Here is a 15,766-nt window from a genome sequence, read left to right as displayed (position 1 = left end):
CTGTTTTAACCGGAAACTGATATGGCCGAACCCCGTTTTATACATCTGCGCGTACACAGCGACTATTCCATGGTCGACGGCCTGGCGAAAACCGGCCCGTTGATCAAGAAAGCGGCTGCGCTGGGTATGCCAGCCATCGCGATTACCGACTTCACCAACCTTTGCGGGCTGGTGAAATTTTACGGCGGTGCGCACGGGGCAGGGGTTAAACCGATTATCGGGGCAGATTTTAACGTTGCCAGCGAGTTGATGGGCGATGAACTGACCCAGATTACCGTGCTGGCGGCAAATAATACCGGCTATCAGAATCTGACACTGCTGATTTCCCGTGCTTACCAACGGGGTTACGGTATTGCTGGCCCGATTATCGATCGCGACTGGCTGGCCGAACTGCAGGAAGGACTGATTCTGCTGTCCGGGGGCCGTCGAGGGGATGTTGGCCGCAGCCTGCTACGAGGTAACAGCGCGCTGGTGTCTGACTGCCTGGCTTTCTATCAACAGCATTTTGCCGATCGCTACTTCCTGGAGCTGGTCCGTACCGGTCGTCCTGATGAGGAGAGCTATCTGCATGCGGCGGTTGAGCTGGCGATTGCAGAAGGGATCCCCGTTGTTGCCACGAATGAAGTCTGCTTCATCAATGAAGAAGATTTCGACGCCCACGAGATCCGCGTTGCCATTCATGATGGTTACACGCTCGACGATCCGAAACGTCCTCGCCATTACAGTCCTCAGCAATACATGCGCAGCGAAGAGGAGATGTGCGAGCTGTTCGCGGACATCCCGGAAGCGCTGGAAAACAGCGTAGAGATTGCTAAGCGTTGTAACGTCACGGTCCGGCTGGGTGAGTACTTTCTGCCCCAGTTCCCGACAGGGGATATGACCACCGAAGACTTTTTGGTGATGAAATCCCGCGAGGGGCTGGAAGAGCGCCTCGCGATGCTGTTTCCGGACGAAGCCGTACGGGCCGAAAAGCGGCCGGAATACGATGAACGTCTGGAAGTGGAACTCAACGTTATTAACCAGATGGGGTTCCCTGGCTACTTCCTGATCGTGATGGAGTTTATCCAGTGGTCGAAAGATAACGGCGTGCCGGTTGGGCCGGGCCGTGGTTCTGGTGCGGGATCCTTAGTCGCCTATGCGCTCAAGATCACTGACCTTGATCCGCTCGAGTTCGACCTGCTGTTCGAACGTTTCCTGAACCCAGAACGTGTTTCCATGCCCGACTTCGACGTCGATTTCTGCATGGAGAAACGTGACCAGGTGATTGAACACGTGGCCGACATGTACGGCCGCGAAGCGGTGTCTCAGATTATTACTTTCGGTACGATGGCGGCTAAGGCGGTCATTCGTGACGTGGGACGCGTTCTGGGCCATCCCTATGGTTTTGTCGATCGTATTTCAAAGCTGGTGCCGCCCGATCCGGGCATGACGCTGGAAAAAGCCTTTGCTGCAGAACCGCAACTGCCGGAAATTTATGAGGCCGATGAGGAAGTCAAAGCGCTAATCGATATGGCGCGCAAGCTGGAAGGTGTTACGCGAAACGCCGGTAAGCACGCGGGTGGAGTAGTGATCGCGCCCACCAAAATTACCGATTTTGCGCCACTGTACTGTGACGAAAACGGCCAGTATCCGGTGACGCAGTTTGATAAAAATGATGTGGAATATGCCGGCCTGGTGAAGTTTGACTTCCTGGGGCTGCGTACGCTGACCATTATCGACTGGGCACTGAAGATGATTAACCCGCGCCGTGAAAAGCAGGGGTTGCCGCCGATCGATATCGCCACCATTCCGCTTGAAGACAAGAAAAGCTTTGATATGCTGCAGCGCGCGGAAACCACGGCGGTTTTCCAGCTTGAATCGCGCGGCATGAAAGATCTGATCAAGCGTCTGAAACCTGACTGCTTTGAAGACATGATCGCCCTTGTGGCGCTGTTCCGCCCTGGCCCGTTGCAGTCGGGCATGGTGGATAACTTTATCGACCGTAAGCACGGTCGGGAAGCCATCTCCTATCCTGATATCCAGTGGCAGCATGAAAGCCTGAAGCCGGTTCTCGAGCCGACCTACGGCATTATCCTGTATCAGGAACAGGTAATGCAGATCGCCCAGGTCCTGTCTGGCTATACGCTCGGCGGGGCGGATATGCTGCGTCGCGCCATGGGTAAAAAGAAACCCGAAGAGATGGCCAAGCAGCGCTCCGTTTTTAAAGACGGCGCTGAAAGCATGGGCATCGACGGCGAACTGTCGATGAAAATCTTCGATCTGGTAGAGAAATTTGCCGGATACGGTTTTAACAAATCGCACTCTGCGGCTTATGCGCTGGTGTCCTATCAAACGCTGTGGCTGAAAGCGCATTATCCGGCCGAATTTATGGCTGCGGTCATGACGGCGGATATGGATAACACGGAAAAAGTGGTTGGCCTGGTGGATGAGTGCTGGCGCATGGGGCTAAAGGTCCTGCCGCCGGATATTAACTCGGGCCTGTATCAGTTCCACGTCAATGATGAGGGCGAGATCGTTTACGGCATCGGCGCCATTAAAGGCGTCGGTGAAGGGCCGATCGAAGCGATCATCGATGCGCGTAACGAGGGCGGTTATTTCCGGGAGCTGTTCGATCTCTGCGCGCGCACCGATACCAAAAAGATCAACCGTCGGGTCATGGAAAAACTGATCATGTCAGGTGCCTTTGATCGTCTCGGCCCACACCGCGCTGCCTTAATGAGCGCCCTTAACGATGCGCTGAAGGCGGCGGATCAGCATGCGAAAGCCGAAGCGATCGGCCAGGCGGACATGTTTGGCGTACTGGCCGACGAGCCTGAACAGGTAGAACAGTCCTATGCCAGCGTGACGCCCTGGCCGGAACAGGTGCAGTTGGATGGTGAACGCGAAACCCTTGGGTTGTATCTTACCGGCCATCCTATTAATCAGTATTTAAAAGAAATTGAGCGTTACGTTGGCGGGATGCGTTTGAAAGATATGCATCCTACCGATCGTGGTAAGATTACCGTTGCGGCAGGTCTGGTGATTGCTGCGCGTGTAATGGTGACCAAACGCGGCAACCGAATTGGTATTTGTACACTTGACGATCGTTCCGGCCGTCTCGAAGTCATGTTATTTACCGATGCGTTAGATAAATACCAGCAACTGCTGGAGAAAGACCGTATCCTGATCGTCAGCGGACAGGTCAGCTTTGATGACTTCAGTGGTGGGCTTAAAATGACCGCCCGGGAAGTCATGGACATCGACGAAGCGCGCGAAAAATACGCCCGTGGACTTGCTATCTCGCTGACGGACAGGCAAATTGATGACCAGCTATTAAACCGACTCCGTCAGTCCCTGGAACCTCATCGTTCAGGGACAATTCCAGTGCATCTCTACTATCAGAGAGCCGACGCGCGAGCGAAGCTACGCTTTGGTGCAGCGTGGCGAATTTCGCCCAGCGATCGTTTACTCAACGATTTGCGGTCGTTAATTGGATCGGAGCAGGTGGAACTGGAGTTTGACTAAAACAGGAACATTATGAGTCTTAATTACCTGGATTTTGAACAGCCAATTGCAGAACTGGAAGCGAAGATTGATTCGCTAACCTCGATTGGTCGTCAGGACGATAAACACGTCAATCTCGACGAAGAAGTGAAGCGACTGCGCGAGAAAAGCGTTGAGCTGACCCGTAAAATCTTCGCCGATTTGGGCGCATGGCAAATTGCACAACTGGCACGCCATCCGCTACGTCCTTATACCTTTGATTACGTGCGCAATGCCTTTGACGATTTCGATGAGCTGGCGGGTGACCGTGCTTATGCGGATGACAAAGCCATTGTGGGTGGGATTGCGCGCCTTGATGGTCGCCCGGTCATGATCATTGGTCACCAGAAAGGACGTGAAACCAAAGAGAAGATTCGCCGTAATTTTGGCATGCCAGCACCAGAAGGCTATCGCAAAGCGCTGCGCCTGATGGAAATGGCTGAGCGTTTCAAGATGCCAATCCTGACCTTTATCGACACGCCTGGCGCTTATCCTGGCGTTGGTGCGGAAGAGCGTGGTCAGTCTGAGGCTATTGCCCGTAATCTGCGGGAAATGTCCGGTCTGAAGGTGCCTGTGATCTGTACGGTCATCGGTGAAGGCGGTTCCGGTGGTGCGCTGGCCATTGGTGTGGGTGATAAAGTTAACATGCTGCAGTACAGCACTTACTCTGTTATCTCTCCGGAAGGCTGTGCCTCTATTCTGTGGAAAAGCGCCGATAAAGCGCCTCTGGCAGCCGAAGCGATGGGTATTACCGCGCCGCGTCTGAAAGAGCTGAAGCTGATTGACTCGGTTATCCCTGAGCCACTGGGCGGGGCGCATCGTCATCCTGTCGAAATGGCGCAGTCGCTGAAACAGCAACTGCTGGCCGATCTGGCCGATCTGGAAGGGCTCAGCACCGAAGAACTGCTCGATCGCCGTTATCAACGTCTGATGAGCTACGGCTACGCCTGATTGTGCTTCATGACGATAAAGCGGACTTCGGTCCGCTTTTTTTATGCCATTAATCTGACTGCAGTTGAGTGGCATCATTCGCTATGCTTACTTAATGCCTCAACAATCAGGGAGATGTGCATTGAATATTCTGGCGATCATGGGCGCGCATGGCGTGTTTTACAAAGATGAACCCTTGCGCGAACTGGAAGTCGCGCTGAGTCAGCAAGGTTTTCAACTCATCCGGCCGAAAAACAATGACGATCTGCTAAAACTCATTGAACACAATCCCCGTATCAGCGGCGTCATTTTTGACTGGGATGAACACAACAGCCCGGAGCTGTGTGGTGAAATCAATCAGCTTAATGAATACCTGCCGCTGTATGCCTTTATCAATACCCATTCCCAGATGGATATCAGTATTAATGAAATGCGTATGCCGCTGCATTTCTTTGAATATGCGCTGAATGCCGCCGACGATATTGCTCTTCACATCCGACAGTACACAGATGACTACCTCGACAACATCACGCCGCCGTTGACCAAAGCGTTGTTTACCTATGTGAAAGAGGGGAAATACACCTTCTGTACCCCTGGCCATATGGCCGGTACGGCCTTCCAGAAAAGCCCGGTCGGCTGCTTGTTCTATGACTTTTTTGGTGCCAATACGCTGAAGTCGGATATCTCGATTTCGGTAACGGAACTGGGATCGCTGCTGGACCACACAGGGCCGCATCTGGAAGCCGAAGAGTATATCGCCCGCACTTTTGGTGCGGAACAGAGCTACATGGTGACCAACGGCACCTCGACCTCGAATAAAATCGTCGGAATGTATGCTGCCCCGGCAGGCAGCACGATTCTGGTGGACCGCAACTGCCATAAGTCGCTCACGCATCTGTTGATGATGAGCGATTTGATCCCCATCTGGCTCAAGCCAACACGCAACGCATTGGGTATTTTGGGCGGTATTCCGCAAAAAGAGTTCACCCGTGCCAGCATCGAGCAAAAAGTGGCGGTCACGCCGCGCGCCAGTTGGCCGGTACATGCGGTGATCACCAATTCGACCTACGACGGTTTGCTCTACAACACTCAGTACATCAAGCAAACCCTTGAGGTGCCGTCGATCCACTTTGATTCTGCCTGGGTTCCCTATACCAACTTTCATCCCATCTATGAGGGGAAAAGCGGCATGAGCGGTGAGCGGGTGCCGGGTAAAGTCTTCTATGAAACGCAGTCCACCCATAAACTGCTGGCGGCTTTTTCCCAGGCTTCGCTGATTCATATTAAAGGCGACTATGACGAGCAGACGTTTAATGAAGCCTACATGATGCACACTACCACCTCACCGAACTATGCCATCGTCTCATCCATTGAGACAGCGGCGGCGATGCTGCGGGGAAATCCGGGCAAAAGGCTCATTAACCGGTCAGTGGAACGCGCCCTGCATTTCCGTCGTGAAATACAGCGGTTGCGAGAAGAGTGCGACAGCTGGTTTTTTGATATCTGGCAGCCTGAACACGTTGATGAAGCCCAGTGCTGGCCGATACAGCCGGGGGAAGAGGACTGGCACGGATTCACCCAGGCCGATCGCGACCACATGTATCTTGATCCGATCAAGGTAACGATCCTGACACCCGGCATGAGCGAGCTGGGCGTGATGGCGGAAGAGGGCATTCCGGCGGCGCTGGTGGCGAAGTTCCTGGATGAGCGCGGCATCGTGGTTGAAAAAACCGGCCCTTACAATCTGTTATTCCTGTTTAGTATCGGCATTGATAAAACCAAAGCGATGAGCGTGCTGCGAGGGTTAACGGAATTTAAGCGCGCCTACGATCTCAATCTCCGGGTCAAAAATATGTTGCCGGATCTCTATGCGGAGGATCCTGATTTTTATCGCAACATGCGTATTCAGACGCTGGCGCAGGGGATCCACTGTCTTATCCAGCAACATGATTTACCGCGGCTCATGTTGAAGGCGTTTGACGTGTTGCCCGAGATGAAAATGACGCCGCACCAGGCTTTTCAGCAACAGGTGAAGGGCAATATTGAAACCGTGAACATCAATGAGCTGGTGGGCCGCATCTCTGCCAACATGATCCTGCCTTATCCTCCGGGCGTTCCTCTGGTGATGCCAGGTGAAATGATCACAGAACAAAGCCGCGCCGTACTCGACTTCCTGTTAATGCTGTGTAGCATTGGACGCCACTATCCTGGCTTTGAGACGGATATTCACGGCGCGATCCTCACCGAAGAGGGGGAATATCGGGTACGTGTGCTGAAACAGGCCGGCTAACAGGACGTCATGTTTAACAGGAAGCAACGATGCTACAGCTAACGCACATCCATCATATCGCGATCATTGCATCAGACTATTCGCGCAGCAAAGCGTTTTACTGCGACATTCTGGGGTTTGAACTGCAAAGCGAACACTATCGTGAAGCGCGTGATTCGTGGAAAGGGGATCTGGCACTGAACGGTCAGTATACGATTGAGCTGTTTTCGTTTCCCAAACCGCCCGCACGCGTCAGTCAACCGGAAGCCTGTGGCCTGCGTCATCTGGCCTTCAGCGTGCCGGACGTTGAAGCGGCGATGCGCTATCTGGCAACGCAGGGCGTGATATGTGAAGCGATCCGCATCGATGAGCTCACCGGAAAGCCCTGCACGTTCTTTGCCGATCCGGATGGTTTGCCGCTGGAACTCTATCAGGCGTAAAATGGCGGCTTTGGGCGACTCCACTGGCCGCGGTATGGATTGAGAACATGTCTGATTTTGACGCACTGTTAAAGGAAAATGACGCGCTGGTCGTGGCGTTCAGCGGTGGTCTGGATTCTACCGTTCTACTTCATCAACTGCGGGCCTGGCAGCAAGCGCGCCCGCGGTCACGGCTGCGTGCGCTGCATGTGCATCATGGCCTCAGCCCGAATGCCGATAGCTGGGCAGCGCACTGCCTGTGCCTGTGCGAACGGTGGCAGATTCCTTGTGAAGTCCTGCGTGTGCAGGTAACGGATCAGGGACAAGGCATTGAAGCGGCAGCGCGGCAGGTACGCTATCAGGCTCTTGGGCAGGCGCTGTGCGCGGATGAAAAGCTGCTAACCGCGCAACATCTGGACGATCAGTGTGAAACGCTGCTCCTGGCGCTGAAGCGCGGCAGTGGACCGGCAGGCCTGGCGGCCATGCCGGCGGCGACGACGTTTGCCGGACATGCCTTACTCAGACCCTTGTTAAACCATTCCCGCCTGAGCCTGGAGCAGTATGCCGAGGCGCATCAACTGGTCTGGGTTGAAGATGAAAGCAATCAGGATCAGCGCTATGACCGAAACTTTCTGCGTCAGCAGCTGTTGCCGACGGTTCTGCGCCGCTGGCCGCATTTTGCCGAGGCGTCGGCGCGCAGTGCCGCCTTGTGTGGCGAGCAGGAGCAACTGCTGGATGAGTTACTGGCTGAGCCGCTTAGCGAGCTTATTCAACCCGACGGTAGCCTGTGCTTCACACCTTTGCTGACCATGAGTGAGGTAAAAGGCAACGCCCTGCTGCGCCGCTGGCTGGCCGCTCAGGGCGAGAAAATGCCGTCGCGCGAAGCATTACGCCGAATCCGTCAGGAGATCATGTTGTGCCGTGAAGATGCGCAGCCGCGCCTGAAGCTGGGCAACCACGAGATCCGTCGCTACCGGCAGCAGCTTTACCACTTGCCGCTCAGCGCCTCTTTAGCTGACTGTGAAATCGCCTGGAATGACGTCGAACAACCTCTGCATTTGCCACAAAACCTGGGCGTACTGACGGCCGAAAAAAGCACGAGTACGCTTCGCTGCCCACAACCGCAGGAGCAGGTATTCGTGCGGTTTCACGCAACAGGCTATGTGCATATCGTGAATCGCCCAGGCGGACGAGACATAAAAAAAATCTGGCAGAGGCTGAATATCCCGCCCTGGCAACGCGCGCGCATTCCATTAATTTATTTTAATCAGACGTTGATTTGCGCGCCCGGGCTGTTTGTTACCCGCGAAGGTGCCAGCGAGGATGCCGCTGGCTGGCAAGTCAACTGGCAGAAAACGACGGGAGAGCCGGAATAATGCAACGCATAGCAGCCTTGCTGCTGATAACTGTTTTACCGGTCCACGCCGCAGGCGATGTGAAAGCGGGTGAGCAACGCGCGGCCGCCTGTATGGCCTGCCACGGGGCACAGGGTAAAGCAACCACGCCTCTCTATCCCAATCTGGCTGGCCAAAATGCGGCCTATCTTAACCAGGCATTACAGGCCTATAAGAAAGGGGAACGAAGCGGGGGACAGGCTGAAGTCATGAAGGCATTTGTGGCAGGCTTAAATGATGAGGATATGGCGAATTTAGCCGCCTATTACAGTTCGTTGAAACCTGAATGAGGTGGGCGGGAGTGCATCCCGCCCGACGGGAAGTGAATTACTCTTCGCTGACAACAACGGTGCCGAGTTCAGGATGGCTGAAGCTGGCAATGTGATCGAGGCGTAACTCGCGCGTTTCACCGGAAAGGTCAATCGCCAGATATTCAACGTTTTTACGTGAAAGAATATCTTTGGCTTTGGCCTTAAGCTGTTCACCGTCTTTTAACTCCAGCGACAGCATCCAGTTTTTTTGGCAGGCGAGTTCCAGATTATCGTAGTCATCGCAATTGATGGGTTTATAAGCTTCATTCATCAACATAGTCGCTCACCAATAAGTTTGCGGCGGCATAGGCCGCCTGTTCCCTGAGAGAAGCGTTTAGCGCAACATTCGCGGCAATATCATCTAGCGCTTTTAAGGCGCAGCCAATGGCATCGGGTACATATCCCAGATCTCCGCTGCCGATTTCGGCATATTTTTGGCGAACTAACTCACAATATTTTTGCACAGGCACCTCCTCAGCAGAGCAGAAACACTCTGGTTGATTAGCGACTATATCACAGGCATTTCCAGAAAATCAGCCAGGCAAAAACAGGAACCGCGCGCAAATCACTGCTAAAGTAGCTGGCTACGCCGTCTAAGACGACTCAGGATAAAGCACGAAAGGTTCAGTGAATGGATAGCCCCATACAAAAAAACGCGTACTGCACGCAGGCAGGTGACAGATGATTATGCTGTCACGCAACGTTGAGCTGCCGGACAGTGAAATTGAACTGACGGCTATTCGGGCGCAGGGTTCTGGCGGTCAGCATGTGAATAAAACCAGCACCGCCATTCATCTACGTTTCGACATTGCTGCCTCGTCCTTGCCACCGTTCTATAAAGAGCGACTGCTAAATGCCAGCCACCATTTAATTACCGGTGACGGAACCGTGATCATCAAGGCGCAGGAGTACCGGAGTCAGGAGATGAACAGGGAGGCGGCACTGCAGCGGCTGGTCAACCTGATCCGCGAACTTACCACGGTAGAGAAAGTCCGGCGCTCAACACGACCTACGCGCGCCTCGAAAGAGCGCAGGCTGGAAGGCAAGTCACGGCGCAGCAATACCAAAGCGCTGCGCGGTAAGGTGCAATAAGGGGCATGTGCATGGGGCGTTATGACAAGTCAGACAGGGGCAGAATGCGGGAACAAGCCTGATAGCCGCGCGTTATTCAGCAAAAAAAACGCCCCTTAAAGGGGCGTTATAGTGCGGTTACTTGTTAAGCGCGTTAAGCAGAAATTCGACAATCTCATCCTGCTTGATCATCTGCTTCTCACCGGCACGACGGGCTTTATACTCAATCTCCTGATTATCAAGATTGCGATCGCCAATCACGATGGTGTGCGGTACGCCAATCAGCTCCATATCCGCAAACATCACGCCCGGACGCTCTTTACGATCGTCCAGAATCACCTCTACGCCTTTGGCGCGCAGCGTGTTGTACAGCTCTTCCGCTAACTCTTTCACGCGGAACGATTTCTGCATGTTCATCGGCAGAATCGCCACTTCGAACGGCGCCAGCGCAGCAGGCCAGATGATGCCGCGGTCGTCATGGTTCTGCTCGATGGCCGCCGCAACCACGCGGGTGATGCCGATGCCGTAGCAGCCCATGGTCATGATCTGGTTACGACCGTCTTCGCCCTGTACGGAGGCTTTCATCGCTTCAGAGTATTTGGTGCCCAGCTGGAAAATGTGGCCGACTTCGATACCACGTTTAATCTGCAACGTACCTTTGCCATCCGGGCTCAGGTCACCTTCCACGACGTTACGCAGATCGGCTACCTGCGCCATTGGCAGATCGCGTTCCCAGTTGATGCCGAAATAGTGTTTACCCTCAATGTTGGCACCGGCACTAAAATCGCTCATCTTCGCCACGGTACGGTCTGCGATAACCGGCATATTCAGCCCCACTGGGCCGAGCGAACCAGGACCCGCACCAACCGCTGCGCGGATCTCTTCTTCGGTGGCAAAGGTCAGAGGAGAAGCAACCAGAGGCGATTTCTCTGCCTTGATTTCGTTCAGTTCATGATCGCCGCGAACCAGCAACGCAACCAACGCGTGACCGCTTTCTTCTGCGCCCTTCACCATCAGGGTTTTCACGGTTTTCTCAATCGGCTGCTGGAACTGGCTCACCAGTTCTGCGATGGTTTTGGTATTCGGCGTATCCACCTCACGCATCTCTTCTGCAGGGGCAGGACGATCGCCCGCGGGCGCGACGGCCTCAGCAAATTCAATGTTGGCGGCGAAGTCAGACGCCGTTGAGAAAATCACGTCATCCTCACCGCTCTGCGCCAGCACCTGGAATTCGTGAGATGCGCTACCACCAATTGAGCCGGTATCAGCCTGCACTGCACGGAAATCCAGCCCCATACGATTGAAAATCTGGCTGTAGGCGCGATACATCGCGTCATAGGTTTCCTGCAGCGATTCCTGAGAAGTATGGAAGGAGTAAGCATCCTTCATGATGAATTCACGCGAGCGCATCACGCCAAAGCGCGGGCGCACTTCATCACGGAATTTGGTCTGGATTTGATACAGATTCAGCGGCAGCTGTTTGTAGGAGCTCAGCTCATTACGAATCAGATCGGTGATCACTTCTTCGTGCGTCGGACCGAGCACAAACGGGCGCTCATGGCGATCGGCAACGCGCAATAGCTCTGGACCGTACTGTTCCCAACGACCGCTCTCCTGCCACAGATCGGCGGGTTGCACCACAGGCATTGAAATCTCAATGGCACCGGCATTGTTCATTTCTTCACGGACGATGTTTTCGACCTTTTTTAATACGCGCAGTCCGGTTGGCAGCCAGGTATATAAGCCTGAAGCCAGTTTACGGATCATCCCGGCACGCAGCATCAGCTGGTGGCTGATCACTTCCGCGTCAGAAGGTGTCTCTTTCTGAGTAGAGAGCAGATATTGAGTAGTACGCATTGATTACGATTCCAGTTGATCGGAAATTCACAGACAAAATTTGCTGGCGGCTAGTGTACCAGTGAGATCACTGGCTAAAAAGCGGGTTTTAACGCGGATCGATAGCCACGACTTCCGTCCCTGCGTCATCAATGCGCCAGCGCACGTTAAACTCCATTAGCCAGGCGGCATATTCCCTGTCCTGGATTTCACCTTTACGGTAAGCGGGCCGCGGATCCTGAGCGAGAACGTCGCTGATAAAGCGTGCCAGATGCGGATAGCGGGCGTGCTGTTGCAACTGCTGTTGGGCAAGCGCTGAAAACCGGACCGGCATAGTGCTTTCCGGCGCGGCCTGCGCGAAACCGGCGCGCGCTTCGGGCAGGGCCTCGGCAAAAGGCAGGTAAGGTTTAATATCGACAACCGGCGTACCGTCCACTAAATCCAGGCTGCCCAGTTGCAGAATGACCTGCTGCTTCTCGCAGCGAATGCCTTTGAGCTCAACCAGCGACATGCCGACGGGATTGGGGCGAAAGGTGGAGCGGGTGGCAAAAACGCCCATGCGCGCGTTACCGCCCAGCCGTGGAGGCCTTACGGTAGGGCGCCAGCCCCCTTCCATGGTCTGATGAAAAACAAACAGAATCCAGAGGTGGCTGAAGTCTTCCAGGCCGCGCACGGCATCCGCCTGGTTATAAGGCGGCAAAAGATGCAGTTCGCCGCCGCCGTCCTGTACCAGCCCAGGCTGACGCGGCACGGCGAACTTCTCTTTCCAGGGAGAACGGATCACGCCGATTTGCGCAAAGGCGAATTCACTCATTGACTGGTGACTTTCAACGCCGATCCCTGACAAACAGCCTGACGGTAGCAGCCCGGCGTGCTGCTGACGATTTCACATTTATGCAGCAGCACAGCATTGGCTTTCATCTGTGACGCTTTAATCTGCATACGTTTACGTGCGGTAGCGATATTTGGGGGGGAGTTCTGATTGCTCACCTGGCAATCTTCAGCGGACACTTCGCCTAAATCGCGGAAGGGTTTGCTCACCAGATCGGCCGCATCGGTGTAAACCTTAACAGGCGCGGGACGATACGTTGGCTTACGTGTCGGTTCGCTGGATTGCTGCGGATGAGAAGGTGCGCTGCTTATTGGGTGGTACTCTCGAACACACCCTGTCAGCATCAATGCTAACAAGCAGAGCGGTAAAAAACGCATGGCAACATCCTCAAGTTTCAAAAAGTGGCGTTATTGAAACAAGGACACGGATAAATAACAAGTCAGCAAAGCGCAATATCAGAAAGGGCGGCTATAAGCCGCCCTGAGGAGAGATGTAAGGCTAAATTACCAGCCTTTAACCGCACCACCGTTAAAGACTTTATTCGCCGCATCCGCGACCTCGTCAGACTGATAAGCCTGCACGAATTTTTTCACGTTTTCTGCGTCTTTATTGTCCTCACGCGCAACAATCAGGTTCACGTACGGTGAGTCTTTATCTTCAACAAAGATGCCATCTTTCGCCGGTGTCAGGCCGATCTGGCTGGCGTAAGTCGTGTTGATGACCGCCAGTGCGATTTGCTGATCGTCCAGCGAACGTGGCAGCTGTGGCGCTTCCAGCTCAACAATCTTCAGGTGTTTTGGATTCTCAACGATATCCAGTGAGGTTGGCAGCAGGCCCACACCGTCTTTCAGCTTAATCAGGCCCACTTTCTGCAGCAGCAGCAGCGAACGACCAAGGTTAGTTGGGTCATTAGGAATGGCAACCTGCGCGCCGTCCTGCAGTTGGTCGAGTGATTTGATCTTTTTCGAGTAGCCCGCAATCGGATAAACGAAAGAGTTACCAACGGATACCAGCTTGTAACCACGATCTTTGATTTGTTGATCCAGATACGGTTTATGCTGGAAGGCATTCACATCAATATCACCTTTGCTCAGTGCTTCGTTAGGCAGCACGTAGTCGTTAAAGGTGACCAGCTCAACATCCAGGCCATACTTGTCTTTAGCGACTTTAGCCGCCGCTTCCGCAACCTGCTGTTCTGCGCCGACAATCACGCCCACTTTAATGTGGTTTGGATCTTTGGCTTTTTGATCGCATCCTGCCAGCGCAATCGCGCCAATTAATGCACCCACAGCGGCAATTTTTTTAAATTTGAAAGACATATCCTTTCCTTAATAGTGATATTGCTTGCTTATTTATGGGACACAGCACGCACGATGCGGTCGCCACAGAATTGTATGAGATACACCAAAACGACTAATAACACTAATACCGTATTCATCACTGTCGCGTTATATCCGATATAACCGTATTGGTAGCCAATCTGTCCCAGACCGCCCGCGCCCACGGCTCCGCCCATTGCAGAGTAGCCGACCAGCGTAATCAACGTGATGGTGGCCGCATTGACAAGGCCGGGCAGGGCTTCGGGCAGCAGCACTTTTCGCACGATTTGCATCGGTGTGGCACCCATGGCGCGTGACGCTTCGATCAGTCCGGTTGGCAGTTCCAGCAGGGCGTTCTCAACCATACGGGCAATAAAGGGCGCCGCACCCACGGTCAGTGGCACAATGGCGGCTTGCAAGCCAATAGAGGTGCCAACAATGATGCGGGTAAACGGAATCATCCAGACCAGCAGGATAATAAAGGGAATAGAGCGGAAGATGTTGACCAGCGCCGACAGCACCCGATACAAACCTTTGTTTTCCAGAATCTGACCCGGACGGGTCACATAGAGCAGGACGCCTACCGGTAATCCCAGTACGAAACCGAAAAAGCCAGAGACAAAGGTCATCATCAACGTTTCCCACACGCCGCGCCCCAGCAACGCAATCATCGCTTCAGACATAACCTAGCACCTCTACTTTTACGTGATGTTCCTGCAGCCACTGAATCGCGGCCTGTGTATCGCTTTCGCTGCCGTGAATTTCCGCCAGCATGATGCCGAACTTCACACCGCCGGCATAATCCATCTGCGCACTAATTATGTTGTTGTTGATATTGAAACGACGCGCGGCTTCAGACAGTAAAGGTGCATCGACAGACTGCCCGGTGAATTCCATACGCAGTAAGGGCATGCTCTCTGGGCCTGCTTCAGGTGACAGGCGCTGTTGATAATCGTCCGGAATATCCAGGTGCAGCGTTGACTGGATAAACTGTTGTGCCAGCGGCGTTTTAGGATGCGAGAAGACTTCGCTCACGCTGTCCTTTTCAATTAACTCGCCCTGGCTTATCACTGCGACCTGATCGCAGATGCGTTTTACGACATCCATCTCATGCGTAATCAGCAGAATGGTCAGGCCAAGACGACGGTTAATATCTTTGAGCAATTCAAGAATCGAACGGGTTGTTGCCGGATCGAGCGCGCTGGTGGCTTCATCACACAGAAGGACTTTGGGATTGCTTGCCAGCGCACGCGCGATAGCGACGCGCTGTTTCTGACCACCGGAAAGATTGGCTGGCCAGGCGTCGTGTTTATCAGCCAGGCCAACCAGATCCAGCAGCTCGGTCACACGCTTTTTAATTTCCTCACGAGAGAGCTGACCCAGCTCTAACGGCAGCGCAACGTTGCCCGCAACCGTGCGTGAGTTCATCAGGTTAAAGTGCTGGAAAATCATGCCGATCTGACGGCGGGCTTGAGTCAGTTGCCGTTCGCCCAGCGCCGTTAAGTCTGCACCGTCAACCAGCACGCGGCCGGAAGTCGGGCGTTCAAGCAGATTCACGCAACGAATGAGCGTGCTTTTACCGGCACCGGATGCACCGATGACGCCATAGATTTGCCCGGCAGGTACGTGCAGGCTGACATTCGATAATGCATGTATCGATCGCGAACCTTGCTGGAACACTTTGGTAATATTTTCTAATTTAATCATTACGTTATTTATTATCGTCTTGCATTGTCCGTGGTCTGGTGTGCTCTCATCACTGAAAGCATGCATAAGCTGGATGGATGGTAAGGCATCCAGACGTCTAAATCAATGGAAGTGATTCAATCAGACATTCTCCCTTTAATCGCAATCGTGCGATAC

Annotated in this window: 15 protein-coding genes; 7 read left to right on the top strand and 8 right to left on the bottom strand. The window is 53.8% G+C overall.

Features of this window, described 5'->3' with window-relative positions; genetic code table 11:
* Nucleotides 1-21: 21 nt before the first annotated feature.
* From dnaE to NXS97_RS09055, 6 genes are all read left to right on the top strand, one after another.
* Nucleotides 22-3,504, top strand: a complete 3,483-nt coding sequence (dnaE, locus tag NXS97_RS09080) for a DNA polymerase III subunit alpha (RefSeq protein ID WP_014592968.1) — start codon at nucleotides 22-24, stop codon at nucleotides 3,502-3,504.
* A gap of 12 nt (nucleotides 3,505-3,516) precedes the next feature.
* Nucleotides 3,517-4,473: an acetyl-CoA carboxylase carboxyl transferase subunit alpha gene (gene accA, locus NXS97_RS09075; protein ID WP_013024701.1), complete on the top strand. Its 957-nt coding sequence runs from the start codon at nucleotides 3,517-3,519 to the stop codon at nucleotides 4,471-4,473.
* 121 nt (nucleotides 4,474-4,594) lie between these two features.
* Nucleotides 4,595-6,742 carry a lysine decarboxylase LdcC gene (locus NXS97_RS09070; RefSeq protein WP_089517580.1) on the top strand — a complete coding sequence of 716 codons (2,148 nt, stop codon included), beginning with the start codon at nucleotides 4,595-4,597 and terminating at the stop codon, nucleotides 6,740-6,742.
* 29 nt (nucleotides 6,743-6,771) lie between these two features.
* The gene (locus NXS97_RS09065) at nucleotides 6,772-7,161 is read left to right on the top strand and encodes a VOC family protein (protein WP_013024703.1); all 390 of its coding nucleotides are present in this window, start codon (nucleotides 6,772-6,774) and stop codon (nucleotides 7,159-7,161) included.
* Between the two features lie 47 nt (nucleotides 7,162-7,208).
* Nucleotides 7,209-8,516, top strand: coding sequence for a tRNA lysidine(34) synthetase TilS (gene tilS / locus NXS97_RS09060; protein WP_072138577.1), 1,308 nt, complete (start codon nucleotides 7,209-7,211; stop codon nucleotides 8,514-8,516).
* The gene (locus NXS97_RS09055; protein ID WP_041930708.1) at nucleotides 8,516-8,824 is read left to right on the top strand and encodes a cytochrome c; all 309 of its coding nucleotides are present in this window, start codon (nucleotides 8,516-8,518) and stop codon (nucleotides 8,822-8,824) included. The genes tilS and NXS97_RS09055 overlap by 1 nt, the downstream gene beginning before the upstream one ends.
* A 37-nt stretch (nucleotides 8,825-8,861) precedes the next feature.
* On the opposite strand, the gene rof is transcribed toward NXS97_RS09055, so the two are convergent.
* Together rof and NXS97_RS09045 are read right to left on the bottom strand one after the other, a co-directional pair.
* Entirely contained in the window at nucleotides 8,862-9,122 is a 261-nt protein-coding gene (gene rof, locus NXS97_RS09050; RefSeq protein ID WP_013024706.1) for a Rho-binding antiterminator, read from the bottom strand.
* Nucleotides 9,109-9,309 carry a YaeP family protein gene (locus NXS97_RS09045; RefSeq protein WP_014606545.1) on the bottom strand — a complete coding sequence of 67 codons (201 nt, stop codon included), beginning with the start codon at nucleotides 9,307-9,309 and terminating at the stop codon, nucleotides 9,109-9,111. The genes rof and NXS97_RS09045 overlap by 14 nt, the downstream gene beginning before the upstream one ends.
* 217 nt (nucleotides 9,310-9,526) lie before the next feature.
* On the opposite strand from NXS97_RS09045, the gene arfB reads away from it, so the two are divergent.
* Entirely contained in the window at nucleotides 9,527-9,937 is a 411-nt protein-coding gene (gene arfB, locus NXS97_RS09040; protein ID WP_013024708.1) for an alternative ribosome rescue aminoacyl-tRNA hydrolase ArfB, read from the top strand.
* A gap of 117 nt (nucleotides 9,938-10,054) precedes the next feature.
* Here arfB and proS read toward each other — a convergent pair whose 3' ends face one another.
* From proS to metN, 6 genes are all read right to left on the bottom strand, one after another.
* Nucleotides 10,055-11,773, bottom strand: a complete 1,719-nt coding sequence (gene proS / locus NXS97_RS09035) for a proline--tRNA ligase (protein ID WP_013024709.1) — start codon at nucleotides 11,771-11,773, stop codon at nucleotides 10,055-10,057.
* Between the two features lie 88 nt (nucleotides 11,774-11,861).
* Entirely contained in the window at nucleotides 11,862-12,566 is a 705-nt protein-coding gene (tsaA, locus tag NXS97_RS09030; RefSeq protein ID WP_013024710.1) for a tRNA (N6-threonylcarbamoyladenosine(37)-N6)-methyltransferase TrmO, read from the bottom strand.
* Nucleotides 12,563-12,961, bottom strand: a complete 399-nt coding sequence (gene rcsF, locus NXS97_RS09025; RefSeq protein WP_015700918.1) for an Rcs stress response system protein RcsF — start codon at nucleotides 12,959-12,961, stop codon at nucleotides 12,563-12,565. Before rcsF ends, tsaA begins: the two co-directional genes overlap by 4 nt.
* A gap of 126 nt (nucleotides 12,962-13,087) precedes the next feature.
* Nucleotides 13,088-13,903: a MetQ/NlpA family lipoprotein gene (locus NXS97_RS09020; RefSeq protein WP_014592975.1), complete on the bottom strand. Its 816-nt coding sequence runs from the start codon at nucleotides 13,901-13,903 to the stop codon at nucleotides 13,088-13,090.
* 29 nt (nucleotides 13,904-13,932) lie between these two features.
* A complete protein-coding gene (locus tag NXS97_RS09015) occupies nucleotides 13,933-14,586 on the bottom strand; it encodes a methionine ABC transporter permease MetI (protein ID WP_013024713.1) in 654 nt (217 codons plus the stop codon).
* Entirely contained in the window at nucleotides 14,579-15,610 is a 1,032-nt protein-coding gene (gene metN / locus NXS97_RS09010; protein ID WP_116220028.1) for a methionine ABC transporter ATP-binding protein MetN, read from the bottom strand. The genes NXS97_RS09015 and metN overlap by 8 nt, the downstream gene beginning before the upstream one ends.
* Between the last annotated feature and the right edge of the window lie 156 nt (nucleotides 15,611-15,766).

It is taken from the genome of Pantoea sp. B623 (assembly GCF_024814475.1).
Lineage (GTDB): Bacteria > Pseudomonadota > Gammaproteobacteria > Enterobacterales > Enterobacteriaceae > Pantoea > Pantoea ananatis.
This window is presented reverse-complemented; position numbering and strand designations above follow the sequence as displayed.

Bases quoted from the DNA above. Each gene is read 5' to 3' on its own strand.
- arfB (WP_013024708.1), top strand. From the start codon at position 9,527: ATGATTATGCTGTCACGCAACGTTGAGCTGCCGGACAGTGAAATTGAA.
- proS (WP_013024709.1), bottom strand. From the start codon at position 11,773: ATGCGTACTACTCAATATCTGCTCTCTACTCAGAAAGAGACACCTTCT.
- tilS (WP_072138577.1), top strand. From the start codon at position 7,209: ATGTCTGATTTTGACGCACTGTTAAAGGAAAATGACGCGCTGGTCGTG.
- tsaA (WP_013024710.1), bottom strand. From the start codon at position 12,566: ATGAGTGAATTCGCCTTTGCGCAAATCGGCGTGATCCGTTCTCCCTGG.
- rof (WP_013024706.1), bottom strand. From the start codon at position 9,122: ATGTTGATGAATGAAGCTTATAAACCCATCAATTGCGATGACTACGAT.
- rcsF (WP_015700918.1), bottom strand. From the start codon at position 12,961: ATGCGTTTTTTACCGCTCTGCTTGTTAGCATTGATGCTGACAGGGTGT.
- NXS97_RS09015 (WP_013024713.1), bottom strand. From the start codon at position 14,586: ATGTCTGAAGCGATGATTGCGTTGCTGGGGCGCGGCGTGTGGGAAACG.
- NXS97_RS09020 (WP_014592975.1), bottom strand. From the start codon at position 13,903: ATGTCTTTCAAATTTAAAAAAATTGCCGCTGTGGGTGCATTAATTGGC.
- accA (WP_013024701.1), top strand. From the start codon at position 3,517: ATGAGTCTTAATTACCTGGATTTTGAACAGCCAATTGCAGAACTGGAA.
- dnaE (WP_014592968.1), top strand. From the start codon at position 22: ATGGCCGAACCCCGTTTTATACATCTGCGCGTACACAGCGACTATTCC.
- NXS97_RS09055 (WP_041930708.1), top strand. From the start codon at position 8,516: ATGCAACGCATAGCAGCCTTGCTGCTGATAACTGTTTTACCGGTCCAC.
- NXS97_RS09065 (WP_013024703.1), top strand. From the start codon at position 6,772: ATGCTACAGCTAACGCACATCCATCATATCGCGATCATTGCATCAGAC.
- metN (WP_116220028.1), bottom strand. From the start codon at position 15,610: ATGATTAAATTAGAAAATATTACCAAAGTGTTCCAGCAAGGTTCGCGA.